Raw genomic sequence first — 12,904 nt, 5'->3', positions numbered from 1 at the left:
TTATCAATAAAGGATGGGCGGGGGACGAGCGTTAGAGCTGGATTCAGTTGCTGGCGCTTATTGGGGGCATGTGCTGTACGATTCTTCTGTATTCTACCACACATACCAGCAGTAGGGCTATATTCCAGACTGTGCCTGCAATGACGACGCTGGTGGGCCCTGCCTCAATCCAGCGAAACAGTAGTGTGGTTAAGGCCACATAGAGAATTACGCCGATGAGCGATGCGTAGACCAGGACCCGAACTTTACCCGTTCCGTTGATAAAGGAATTATAGTTACTCAGGAAGATGAAGCTGATTACATAAAGCATAAGCGATACAGACAGCTCTGTGGGAACATAGACTTGAGGTCCAATCCAAACCTTAAAAACAGCGTTAGCGGCTAGTAGCATAAGGCCCGCTAGTATGGCCATACCGGCGCTGATGCGATTTAGCTGGCGTAACGTATGGTTGATCCAGGCTGTATCCTGCTTCACATAAGCATCAGTAAAAGCCGACCAGTAAGGAGTAATGACAATCCCATATAAGACCGTGACAACACTAAAGTATTTATTTGCGATGCTGTAGGGCGTCACCTTGTCCGATCCCAGGAAATAAGAAATAAATAACCCACCTGACGTAAACACAAGTACACTGACCAGTTGAAGTACAAAAAATTGCCCGCCCAAACTAAATAACTCCCGGCTTAGAGAAAGGTCGATTTGAGAGTAGCGCGGGGCAATACTGGCGTAGGGAACGAAAAAGAAATACAGCGATGCTGAACCGAGAACGCCTAAAGGGACCAGGTTGTAGATATGAGCCACAAGCATCAATGATTTGTCAAGGTGACCGGTTCCGAAATAAATGATTGCAATGATCAGCGCATTGATCAGTAATAGGAGCCATCCTGCCAGCGCTGCTTTCTGGTCGGCAAGCAGTATAGAATGAATGGGTTTCAGTACTACCTGAGCACTGAAACTAACCAGTGTGTAGGTGATAATGCCATTGACCTGTTCTGGATTATCGCTCCGGATATTCAGCAACGATGTCCAGTTCAGGTAGTGCCCGATAACTACGAAGGCGATCGCGAGTAACAGCGCCACTCCCACCGACAAGAAATACAGCGTACTGACGTATTGCTGGGCTGTCCGGGTATCGCCCGTGTTGAAAAAAACGACTAAACTGTTCCGTAATCCGTTTCCAAAACTAACGTCGACCAGACTGAACCAGGAGGTGAGGAAGGTTATGGTCATCCAGATACCAAAATCGTCAACACTTATGTAGGTAAGCGTGAGCGGAATGGTAAGGAAGCCAATGAGTATGCTCAATCCTTTTATGAAAACGGATTGAAATACATTTTTATAAACGATCAGACTACGAGCGTCGACGCTCCCTGATCTGCTGAGTTTAGCAAACAATAAACCTAATTTCGTCGGCATTAGAAAGCATCCGTGTTTCCTCTCATCATAGAAATCAATGTTTGCAGGCAAATCGAAATATCCAGCCACATGGAAGCTTTCTGAATGTAAAATTGATCGTACATCAGGCGATGTTTCATCTTGAGGGGGCTTCTGGTTTCTCCCCTACAGCCACAGGCCTGCGCCAAACCTGTAATTCCGGGTTTGACCTGATAGCGATGTGGATAGTTTGGGAGGCTGAACCAGAATTCCGCATCGAGTTGGATAGGGTGGGGGCGTGGCCCTACAATACTCATATGGCCTACCAAGACGTTCAGGAACTGGGGCATCTCATCAAGGTTAGTACGTCGTAAAAACCGACCGATTGGCGTTACCCGCGCATCATCTTTCAATGCCTGGGTAAAAGGGCCTTTGCTGGCTGACCAACGCATGGTACGAAATTTATAGCATGTGAAGTGTCGCCCGTTCAAACCTGAGCGCGTCTGCATAAAAATGGCTGGACCTCGAGAGGTAAGCATAATCACTATCCCGACGAGTGGGATCAGCCAGCTCAGCAGAAATACAGTAACCAAACCAGCTACTACTAAATCGAATACACGTTTGCCGCCATAATCGATACGCCTGATGAGGATAGGGTGCTTGATGCGAGCCTTTATATGATGGGGGTCCAGCGCATTAGAGACCATGATGGAGACAAATTAAGAGTTAGATCGTAACCGGCTCAACAACGTTTTCTTCTTGCCATCGTCGGTGCCATAGGCATAGCCTTTATGGCCATAACTGTAATAGTTTGGCTCACCGTCGCCTACGCCGTTGAGTACTATGTTGAGTTTGTTGAAGCGCTTTTCCCGGTGTAGCATTTCAACCATTTTCAGGTAATTTCTGGGGGTGACGTCATGGCGAACAATATAAAGTGTTGCATCGGCGAAAGGAGCGATCAACTGCGCGTCGGTCACTAACCCGACCGGCGGAGCATCAATGATGACATAGTCAAATCGCTCCCGCAGTTCAATGATCAACTTCTCCAGCAGGCTACTGCTCAGTAATTCTGACGGGTTGGGTGGTAAGGGACCGCTGCGTATGATGTAGTAGTTCTCGTTGTCGTCAATGGGCTGAATCAGGGCATCAACGGCGCTTTCTCCAATCAGGTAGTTGCTTAGTCCAGGTCCGTCGGCCAGGTCCAGTGAGTTGCGAAGCTGTGGTTTCCGAAGGTCCATTTCCAGAATCACTGTGCGTGATCCGACCAGAGCAAGGCTGGCACCAAGGTTCAGGGAAAGAAACGATTTTCCCTCGCCATTGATACTGGAGGTAAACAGGAGTACCTGGCTCCCGGTGCGGCTTTCGCGAAGGAAACTGAGGTTGGTGCGAAGCGCCCGAATCTGCTCTGAAATGACTGAATGCATTCTGGAAGACACGACCAGTGAGTCAGGAGACCTTTTTCGAACAATCTCGCCAAGGATAGGGGTCTGTGTTTGCTCCTCTACGTCAGTCCGCCGGATTACCCGATTGTTGACTACGTCGCGTGTAGCCATGAAGCCGACGGGAATTATCAAGCCGATCAACAAAAACAACAGGTAGGTAAGGGGTTGGTTCGGTTTGGCTGGCTTGATGTCACTGCGCGCAACGTCGATCACTCGGGAGTCGGATATGGTAGAAGCAAAGGATACGGCCGTCTCTTCACGTTTGCGCAACAGATAGGTGTATAATTCATTTTTGATCGCCTGCTGCCGGGTTATATTCAACAGTGCCCTTTCTTTGGCTGGAATGGTTCGGATAGTGCCTTCAATCTTTTCGTTCGTCTGGGCAAACTGACGTTGAGCCGTGGTAAGCATGGTCCGCATCGTTCCTACATTTTCAGCTATATCGGCCTTGACAGACCTGATCTGCGCATTGATGGTGCGAAGAAGGGGGTTTTGCTCCGGAACCGTCTGTGCCAGTTCGTTGCGCTGAACTTCTAGTTTGGTTGCTGTTTGAATAAGGTTGATGAGGGTAGGGTCACTTAGTCCTAACGTAGCCGGCGTGCCGTTCCGATTACCGGGTTGTTGCTGTATGTATTCTTCGATATCGCGTAACGTACCCAGTTGTATTGACACCTGACTAAGCTCGGCATCATTCCGCTGTACAGTTTCCAGAAATCCCTGGGCCTGGGTAGTTAAATCGGTGATACCCTGAGCAGATTTATACCGTTCAACACCTTTTTCAACGGTCTCCAGTTCACCGGCCACCAGCTGTAAGCGCTCTTCAATGAAATTCAACGTATTGGACGCAACCCGATTCTTGTCCAGTACAGCTGCTTCGTTATAAACGTCGATGAGCCGATTGAGAATAACTTCTCCTTTGTCTGGAACGCCAGTCTCAAGCGAAAGCATAATTACCGTCGATGCTTTACTGGTTGGCTCGGCCTTAAGGACCCTCAGGTAATCGTTAACCACCTTGACGTGGCTGAAAACCTGTACGTAAACGGGCTCGGTAGCTACAGAAATTGGTTGTCGTGTAAAAATCCGTAATCGTCCGTAAGGCGTTTGAACGCTGCTATTGATAGGACAAAGTTGATCGTCAATACGTACCGTAGTCGTATTGACGAACGAAATTTTAAGTGGTTTATCCGCGACATACAAGCTGGATTTAGCCTGTTCGACAATTAGACGGATGGGTGACTGATTAAATATCTCCCGTTTTCCAAACGGAGTGTCTCGCCAGTAAACGACATCGAGATGAAGCTGCTTCACTACCCGATCCATCAGCGTGTATGACTTTAGTACTTCGATCTCGTTTTCGACTACTTTCTTGGGAGCAAAAATTTCCAACTCTTTAAGCATGCTCTCCGAATCCAGGCCTTTCTTTTCGTCTTTAACCAGTAAGCTGGCCTGACTTTTATAGGTAGGCTGCTGGTAGCGTAGATAAAAAAACGCGAGAGCGAGCATCAATCCGGTCGATAAAATGAACCAATACCAATGGCGGAAGTAACGTAGCAGTGTGGCCCGTAGGTCAGTGCCACCCATGTCCATGACCTGATAAGGCACGTACGAATAATTTGATGAATTTGTTGCCATGATCAGTTCAGTTACGACGGGTGATTATGATGGCGAGGAACGATAGAGCGCTTAAGATTGCCGGTACGAGTTGATAGAACTGGTCTGCATTGGAGACACGCGCTTTTCCCGGTTCTACGTATACTATATCGTTCGGGTGCAGGTAGTAGTAGGGGGAGCGGAAGAGGTTACGCTTTGTAATATCAATACGGGCAAATGTCTTCTGCCCATTTTCTTCCCGTACAACAAGTACATTATCGCGCCGTCCGTAGATGGTGGCATCGCCCGCTAAGCTGATTGCTTCAATTAACGTAATCTGGTCATTGGGAACGGTGAAAAGTGAAGGACGTACCACTTCTCCAAGTACCGAAATACGAAAATTCAGGTTTCGTATATTTACGGTTGGCTCTTTGAGGTATGTCTGTAACTTTTGACGGACTTTTTCTTTTAGTTGAGTCACTGTTAACCCTTTTGCCTGGATTAGTTCGATGAGTGGTAGCTCAATTTCACCATCAGGCGATACCAGATAACCCTCTATCGGGGGAAGACCGTTGGTATTAGTGGGTTGGGCAGTACGGCCACTGGCAAGCGTCATGGGTGCATAGGGGTTAAAAAACGTAGTAGCCTCCGGGTTGAGACTGTTAACCTGGATAGATAAAACATCACCCACTTTGATAGTTGGTACGTAAGGCGCTGCCATTTGAACTGTATTGCCGGCGTCAGTATCACTTTGAAAATAAACTATCTTTTTGGACGACACGCACCCAGTTGCTGCGAGAAACAAACCAAGACTAACGCCAAGAATGCTCCTATTGAGCCATATGAGTTTGCGATGGACTGTTTTATTTATTACTACAGACTGACTATAAATAGCGTAATTCATAGAGTGGGAGAATCGTAAAAGCAAATACCTGACCGTGAAGCACTGGATAGCGGTTTTAGGTTATGTAATTGATCCATACAGAGAGACTTAACCCAATTGATTTAGTCGTGTACGTATGTATACTAGGAGGGGTGAATTGGGTAAGCACCTCAACGTTCACAAAAGCTACCTTTAGCTTACTTCCAAGGAAAATACTCATTGTCTGACGCTTCATCATGAGCATAGTAACTCAATCTGAGTATAACTTTTACACGAATAACCATCCCACTTTTATGGTTTAGAGTTATTTTCTGCTGAAATAGAACCTATTAGCTAGCACTTATTAGGTGTGATTGATGATGATTCGCACCATAAGAAAGGTAACCAATGTCTTGTATCAGGATGAATTTGCTGACGAATAACTTTTACATCATTCGTGCCAGACCAACCTAAAGATTGCCTTGGCTCATCAATTCAAAACAATTTTTTGCAATTAACTCTAGTGTAATATATTGACTATCAACATTGTATTTATAGAGATAATATAGGCTGTTATACAGCCTATATTATCTATCAGGCTTATTTCGTCTATATTTTGTCTCTCATCAGAGACAAATCGCTTATAACTGAGTGTAGCTAGGCAGGCATTTTGTGTTTAGCAATGTCAAGTCTGATACCGGCTGAAAACAGGGTTGATCAAGTAAGGAGGGCACAAAGAAAAAGTCAGGTTAACCATTGTCCGTACATAGACAATGGCTAACCTGACTCTAAGTAATAATACGTAACGGACTTTGTTTCTTAGAAGGCAAGCCACAGGTTTCGCAACCCTAGAAAGGCGGTAACAATCACAATGATCAGCAGGGCTATATTTTGCCACAGGCGATTTCGGGAGGCCTTGGGTAGCAGCGTCTTATTATTCACCGCCATAAATAAGAAAATAGTCACTACAGGTAATAAGAGGCCGTTAGCTGCCTGAGCCAGTACAATTACAGGTACCGGCTTGACGCCCAGTAATCCGAAGGTGAGACCAATGCCCATTACAAGTAGCCAAACGGACCGGTACGCAGTAGACCCTTCAGGCCAGTCGAGTAGACTCTTGGCGGTAATGGCCGCTGCTAATGGCGCAGTCAGGGCAGACGTAAAACCAGCAGCAAATAAACCGAAGCCAAATAAGGCACCCGCCCAGGTACCCAGCCGCGTTGTTAGGGTCTGAGCTACGAGTTGAAAGGAAAAGTCACCCGTCACCAGGGTGCCTGCTATTAGAATTGCCATCGAGATAAATCCCCCGATAAGCACAGCCAGACTAATTCCCCAGCGCATCTCAGATAAGGATTGAGACTGGCCAATGCCAGAGCTTAAGAATAGGTTGTAAGGAACGATGGTTGTACCAATAAGTCCAATAGCCAATACGGTAGAGTCGACCGGAAGAGAAGGTACAACGAGCGCTTTCGCCAGTTCAACGGGGTTTGGTGAAGCACTGGCTGCTACGTAAGCGAAAGCAATGCCCATGACAAACACAACCAACCCCAGAAAATTGGCAATCAGTCGGGTAGATCCCTGCCAGAGTAGAGCCAGACACACGGCACCTACCAGTATGGTCAGTAATTGGGGGGATGGGGCAGTCGTAACGTTGGCCGTCAATAAGGTTAAACCTGCAACGGTACCAATAATGTTACCTGCCTGATAGGCAGCACACCCCAGTGTAACGGATACGAAGAGGGCAATTAGTATCCATCGGATACGTGACCCGTACGTTTGTCTGAGAAGTTCACCAATGCTTAATCCTGAAGCAATCGTAACGCGGGCGGCTGCTTCCTGTAAGACAATAGTACCGATGGTAGAAAACGTCAGCGTCCAGATCAGGTTAAGGCCAAAGCGGGAGCCGGCCATAGCGCAGGTAGTGACGGTGCCTGGACCAATAAAGGCGGCTGAAATAACCGACCAGAATAAAACGCTGCTGAGCCCAGAGCGGAAGGAGAGAGATTTGGCCACGTAAGTAAATACTGAATTATAAATGATGAAAGTAGGCCAAACAGGGCACACTTTCATCATTTATAATTCAGAACTTCTCACTAAGACAGGTATTTGCGTAGCATCCACGCCATTTTTTCATGGGTCTCCATAAGGCCCGTCAGGAAGTCAGCTGTACCAGCATCATTCAGTTCTTCGTCGCAGGTATCTACATCGCCACGAAGTTCCCGAGTGATCTGCTCATGGTCAGCCAGCAGGCGCTCAAACATATCGAAGGTTTTAACCTCGCCACTTTTATCTTCTGCAATGCTGGTTTCTTTGATGAAATCAGCCATTGTTGAAAGAGGCTTGCCGCCCAGGGTCCGAATGCGTTCGGCAACCTGATCGATAACTTCCTCAAGCTCTTTATATTGCTCTTCGAAAAACTCGTGGTACTCTTTGAAACTTGGTCCTGCCACGTTCCAATGATACTTACGGGTTTTGATATAAAGAACGTGGAGGTCTGCCAGGTAACCATTCAGCAGTTCATTGGCTTTTTTGAGCGAATCTTTTTCAAGACCAATATTAGGTTGAATGTTCTTTGGTTCCTTGGTTTGGGTCTCTGGTTTGTTCAGATCAGTAGGCATAACAATGAGTGTGTAGGTAATACAGGAATAACCCGATCCTGTCTAAATTGTTGCCGGTCGGCCGGTAGGTTTTTAAATCAAACCCGTGAATACCTTCTCCGCGTACTTGATATTTTGTTTTTGGGCTTCTACCGGTCCCATGGTATTCGGAGAGCCTTTTTCCAGACACTGTTCCAGAACCAGCAACGGCCGGACGTTTTGATTTATCAACGCACCGGTAAGGCGCTTATAGTCGATGTCGCCTTCTGAAAAGGACTCTTGCCAAATACCGTCTTTCGACTGCCGGATGTGCACCTCCACAATTCGCTTGCCGTAGAGCCTGACCACATCGAATAGCGCCAGCTGCGAATTTCCGGACCCGCGGTATACCCAGTGGGCATCCAGGCATAACGACACGTTTTTTGGGTCGGAAGCCAGCAGCATATGGTGAAATTCACGGGCTGCCTGACGGTGTTCGGGGGCGTGGGTGTGGTAGGCGAGCGTGATGTTGCGTTTCCGGAGTTCAGCACCCAGCCGGTCGAGGTTTCGAGCCTGTTCCGCCAGGTCGGCATCCGTTTTGTCCTCATCGCTACCCCACCGGATTGGATCAGGGTTAGTCACGATAATGCGGGTGCCCAACGGTTTGGCTGCGTCGGCAATGGCCAGTACAGAGTCAATCGACTTCTGCGCGTCATTGATTCGGTGCAACGTACTATTTACATACAACGACGGCATTGACAGTTGATACTTTGCTAAGAATGGAGCCAGTTTCATCACCTCATCAGCTTTATTGAACGAAGGCTCGTACGATGTCAGGCCCGATTTCACATAGTCTGTCAGCGATGCATCAGGATCGGCCATCCACTGCTTTTTCTCGCGATCGTAAAAAGTACTCCAGGTGTAGGCATTACAGGAGACAGGAAGTGGCTTCGCGGCAGGACCGGCCGCTCCCGTTTGTTCAGTCGTCAGGATCGACGCCCCGCCGAAGGCGGTGAGTGAAGCTAGAAAATGGCGTCTGTTTAAGTACATGGAGCCGACGTGAAGAAATCATGAACCTTATCGCTTATACACACATTGCGACTTGTCCGATTCGGTATAGTGCAATTTGTAATTCGTTGCTTTTGGGTCCATACACCCCTTCAGATTGAGGAGTTCAATATGTCGGAAATCTATTGGATGACTTTCGCTCTGAAGGGCAATGTAGCCTGACGCTAAGGGTGTTCCGTCTTTTTTTGCCCACTCCTGAGGATTGGGCACGTTTGCCTGCACAAAGTCATAGTCTTTACTAACGTAGCCCCCGCCAATCTGGGCCTTCTGGTAGGCGAGTACCGTTTCACCATTGATCAGGTGCCGGATCGAGTCGCCCAGAACCACGACCTCAACAGCTACCCATTGATCGCCATCGTAGGTTTTCGACGAGGACTCGATACAGTGAGCCGTTGTGAGTTTCCCCGCCATGTATACCTGCGTGCCGGGTGTACACAGGTTGGCCGTAGGCCGGGCTCCTTTACCCAGACCGCCCAGTACCTGCACCTCCAGAGAGATCGGAAAATCCTGCTTCAGCCCCATGCTCGCTGCTGACTGTGAGTGGATCATAACTCCGCTGTTGCGCACGTTCCAGGTGTCGCCCCCTGGCACCTGATTGCCCGTAAAGCGGTATTCGAACTTCAGAATATAATGCGAGAAAGGCTTGTTGTAGTACAAATGCCCGTATTTTTTGTCGAATCGGCCGTACTGGTCATAGGCAATCCGGAGCATGCCGTTTTCAACCCGGAATGTGTTCCCAACATTTTCGTTCAAGGGGTACCCGGCGATTTTCGTATCCCAGCCGGTCAGGTCTTTCCCATTGAACAATTGAAGCCACTCCTCTTTAGCGGGCGCTTTCTGGGCCTTCGTTTGCAAAGGCACGGCCAGCGCTATCAGAAATAGAAAGGCTGAAAAAAGCAATTGGGGGCGAGACGTGTTCACGACTGTCTGGGTTTAGGAGATACCCCTACAAACGAGAAAAGCGGGTGTGTTTACCCTAAACAACCGATATGATTTGTGAAAAAAGGTAATCGAAACGGCATTTCTCCTACCTTTCAACCAAGATGACAACGCTACTACGGAGATTGATTAGGTAAGGCATTTGTATGAAAACGGGTTCAGAACAGCCTGTTGAACGGAAAACGGGGGACAGGGATTGACCCATTATGAAGAATAAAGAAGTAGATTAAACCGGCAAGAACCAGATAGCTGAATGCCAGCCACTTCTTCTTTTGCTCGAACCCAGCAGGGTGGTGGTAATAATCGTAAATCATGGAAGCCGATAAACCCATAACCATCAAAAAGAACGAGAAGACACCGAAATCTGTTCGGTAGGTGCTCAGAGAATGCATGAACCGGGCACCTGATACAATATAAAGTAGCCAGGCACCGAAGCCCGCCCGGTATAAGTAAACGCTGAGACGCCGATCGTTTTTAAGGTCGAATAAGTCGTCGGTGAATTTCTCGGACATGGGCTAATTTGATTTGTGCGCAGCCACACCGCCAGTATGCGGGGCTGCCCGGGCAGTGAAACTACGAACTCTTAGGTATAAACGCAAAAAAGATGATGCTTGATTCACAACCGGTTGCGACCGATTCGGAATTTAATACAATGCAGGTAGAACTTGTTCGTGTCGACGATGCTTTCCATTTCGAAGCCGTGGGCTTATCTGGTGTGGCTCAGCACATTGATGCCGCTACCAATATTGGTGGACACAATGCTGGTGCCCGGCCAATGGAGATGCTGTTGATGGGGTTGGCAGGTTGTTCAGCCATCGACGTAATCCTGATTCTGCAAAAGCAAAAACAGGTGATCGATGATTTTCGGATGACGGTCGATGGATTGCGCCAGAAAGATGTTACGCCCTCGCCGTTTCAGAAAATCCACATCACCTACAAACTGAAAGGAACATTAGACGAGGGCCGTGTAAAACGGGCCATCGACCTATCGATGGATAAGTATTGTTCGGCTACGGCTCAGTTCCGACCTACGGCAGAGATTACGTATTCGTTCGAGCTGAACCAGTAATACTATATCGCCTTACTATAGCTAAAGTCATACGCTTATCCCCGCTGGCTGCCTTCTCATGAGAAGGCAGCCAGCGCTATTGTTTTTGCCTATCTGCCGAAGACTTGCGACTTTTGGCGTTCCAACGTCTTCTCCATGCAACAGTACCACGATCTCCTGCGCCACATTCTGGCCACCGGCACCCGTAAAACCGACCGTACCGGCACCGGCACCATCAGTGTATTCGGCTATCAGATGCGGTTCGACCTACAGGCGGGTTTTCCCCTGTTAACGACAAAAAAAGTCCATACCAAGTCGATTATTCATGAACTGCTGTGGTTCATCAACGGCGATACAAATGTCAAGTACCTGAAAGACAATGGGGTGAGCATTTGGGATGAGTGGGCTGATGCAAACGGCGATCTGGGCCCCGTTTACGGCAAACAATGGCGTAGCTGGAGCGCCCCTGACGGTCGCGTGATCGATCAATTGAGTGATGTGCTGCGTCAGCTCAAAACGACTCCCGATTCGCGACGAATGATTATCTCGGCCTGGAATCCGGCCGATGTACCCAGCATGGCGTTGCCGCCTTGTCATTTGCTGATGCAGTTTTATGTAGCCGACGGCAAACTTTCGTGCCAGTTGTACCAGCGCAGTGCCGATGTGTTTTTGGGCGTCCCGTTCAACATTGCGTCCTATGCCCTGCTAACAATGATGATAGCGCAGGAATGCGGCTACGAAGCCCATGAATTTATCTGGACCGGGGGCGATACCCATCTTTACCTGAACCATCTGGAGCAGGTAGAAACACAGCTCGCCCGCGACATTCGTCCGCTTCCAACCATGCGCCTGAATCCCGATGTACGGTCGGTATTTGAGTTTACCTACACTGATTTCACGCTCGAAAATTATACTCCCCACCCCGCCATCAAAGCACCGGTAGCGGTGTGAAAACAGTCGGTGAGTTGGTGAGTCAGTCTGTTGATCAGTTAGTGAGTCAGAGAGCTATAACTCACCAACTGGCCAACTCACCAACTGACTGACTCACCAACTGGCCAACTGATCAACTCACCGACTGATCAACCGACTGACTTACGGAGCAACTTCTGGTATTCCTGCTCGGCCATGTTGCGTTCGTTACCGAAGAAATTATAGACACTCACATAATGCATGGCCAGGCCAATGCCCCAGCCGAGCATGGGGAACAAGGGCCACGGGAAGTGCTGGGTGTTGAACGAAGCGTCACTGGCAAAGGTGGAGAAAGCCCAGATCAGCCAAAGGCCAGCGTTGATGATCAGGTAGGAGCGAAGATGCATCCGAAAGCCGACACGGGCTTTGGCCTGTTTCCAGAGGTGAGGGTCGCGTTGGGGTTCCATCGTTTTATGTGGTTGACGGTTAATAGATACACTGATTTATTTATACAAAACGCTATTCTAGTGACGAATTAGTCAATAGCCGCTCCTTGCTGATTGGTCCGAGAAACCTTGCTTTGTTTCGATTGATAAGGTAGCTGCCAAGCCCTGTTGTTAGTCCCGTTGCCAAAGCCACAACAGGCCAGAATTGCTGCATCGGAAAGAGCCGCACCAATGATTCGGCCCAGAAGGCTGCATAGAGGCCGACGACCGACCAATTCATGAAATAGTAGTGGTACGACTTCCAGTCGGGAACATGCTGCCTGAGCAGAACAGGAGCCATGCCGCCTATAATACCCACACTGCTTATGATGGCCGCGATATGAAACGGCCCGTACGTACCGAACAGGCGGTAGATCATAAACGCTGTTACGTTCACCGAAACCATGGCGGCTACGTAAACGTAACCAACACGTTTGTGGATGGTAGTCCCTTTCGACAGCAGAATGACTGCTCCGCCCAGGAGCATAACCGCCAGAGCAGAGGCCAAGTGAATGACGCCGGTTGTCGAATGGAGTAAGTTGGTAGTCATACCATTAACTGGGTTTATGATTTAAAGGTAAAGGACTACTCACCTTTGCCACCCGCCAAA

The 12,904-nt window shown here is 48.4% G+C and carries 13 protein-coding genes; 2 read left to right on the top strand and 11 right to left on the bottom strand.

The features are described 5' to 3' along the window. Window positions 1-43: 43 nt before the first annotated feature. From FH603_RS15065 to FH603_RS15025, 9 genes are all read right to left on the bottom strand, one after another. Window positions 44-1,417, bottom strand: a complete 1,374-nt coding sequence (locus FH603_RS15065) for a lipopolysaccharide biosynthesis protein (RefSeq protein WP_186738358.1) — start codon at window positions 1,415-1,417, stop codon at window positions 44-46. After that, window positions 1,417-2,082 carry a sugar transferase gene (locus FH603_RS15060; protein WP_186738357.1) on the bottom strand — a complete coding sequence of 222 codons (666 nt, stop codon included), beginning with the start codon at window positions 2,080-2,082 and terminating at the stop codon, window positions 1,417-1,419. The genes FH603_RS15065 and FH603_RS15060 overlap by 1 nt, the downstream gene beginning before the upstream one ends. Window positions 2,083-2,094: 12 nt before the next feature. Then, window positions 2,095-4,449 carry a GumC family protein gene (locus FH603_RS15055; protein WP_186738356.1) on the bottom strand — a complete coding sequence of 785 codons (2,355 nt, stop codon included), beginning with the start codon at window positions 4,447-4,449 and terminating at the stop codon, window positions 2,095-2,097. Between the two features lie 7 nt (window positions 4,450-4,456). Further along, window positions 4,457-5,311, bottom strand: coding sequence for a polysaccharide biosynthesis/export family protein (locus FH603_RS15050; RefSeq protein WP_186738355.1), 855 nt, complete (start codon window positions 5,309-5,311; stop codon window positions 4,457-4,459). Window positions 5,312-6,088: 777 nt separating this feature from the next. Beyond that, window positions 6,089-7,282, bottom strand: coding sequence for an Nramp family divalent metal transporter (locus FH603_RS15045; protein ID WP_317171186.1), 1,194 nt, complete (start codon window positions 7,280-7,282; stop codon window positions 6,089-6,091). Between the two features lie 80 nt (window positions 7,283-7,362). Continuing rightward, a complete protein-coding gene (locus FH603_RS15040; RefSeq protein WP_186738353.1) occupies window positions 7,363-7,887 on the bottom strand; it encodes a Dps family protein in 525 nt (174 codons plus the stop codon). A 72-nt stretch (window positions 7,888-7,959) separates the two neighbouring features. Next, the gene (locus FH603_RS15035) at window positions 7,960-8,895 is read right to left on the bottom strand and encodes a sugar phosphate isomerase/epimerase family protein (protein WP_186738352.1); all 936 of its coding nucleotides are present in this window, start codon (window positions 8,893-8,895) and stop codon (window positions 7,960-7,962) included. Between the two features lie 27 nt (window positions 8,896-8,922). Next, window positions 8,923-9,834 (bottom strand): 3-keto-disaccharide hydrolase, encoded by a 912-nt coding sequence (locus tag FH603_RS15030; RefSeq protein WP_317171185.1) that lies wholly within the window; start codon window positions 9,832-9,834, stop codon window positions 8,923-8,925. Between the two features lie 176 nt (window positions 9,835-10,010). After that, entirely contained in the window at window positions 10,011-10,364 is a 354-nt protein-coding gene (locus FH603_RS15025) for a hypothetical protein (protein ID WP_186738351.1), read from the bottom strand. Window positions 10,365-10,459: 95 nt separating this feature from the next. Between FH603_RS15025 and FH603_RS15020 the strand changes: the two genes are divergently transcribed. Beyond that, window positions 10,460-10,921, top strand: coding sequence for an OsmC family protein (locus FH603_RS15020; protein WP_186738389.1), 462 nt, complete (start codon window positions 10,460-10,462; stop codon window positions 10,919-10,921). Between the two features lie 135 nt (window positions 10,922-11,056). Then, the gene (locus tag FH603_RS15015; RefSeq protein WP_186738350.1) at window positions 11,057-11,851 is read left to right on the top strand and encodes a thymidylate synthase; all 795 of its coding nucleotides are present in this window, start codon (window positions 11,057-11,059) and stop codon (window positions 11,849-11,851) included. Between the two features lie 128 nt (window positions 11,852-11,979). Here FH603_RS15015 and FH603_RS15010 read toward each other — a convergent pair whose 3' ends face one another. Continuing rightward, window positions 11,980-12,276 carry a 2TM domain-containing protein gene (locus tag FH603_RS15010; RefSeq protein WP_186738349.1) on the bottom strand — a complete coding sequence of 99 codons (297 nt, stop codon included), beginning with the start codon at window positions 12,274-12,276 and terminating at the stop codon, window positions 11,980-11,982. 52 nt (window positions 12,277-12,328) lie between these two features. Beyond that, window positions 12,329-12,844, bottom strand: coding sequence for a DUF2306 domain-containing protein (locus FH603_RS15005; protein WP_186738348.1), 516 nt, complete (start codon window positions 12,842-12,844; stop codon window positions 12,329-12,331). Between the last annotated feature and the right edge of the window lie 60 nt (window positions 12,845-12,904).

Source organism: Spirosoma utsteinense, from assembly GCF_014282275.1.
Lineage (GTDB): Bacteria > Bacteroidota > Bacteroidia > Cytophagales > Spirosomataceae > Spirosoma > Spirosoma utsteinense.
The sequence above is the reverse complement of the archived record's forward strand: the minus strand, read 5'-3'. Positions and strand labels throughout refer to the sequence as shown.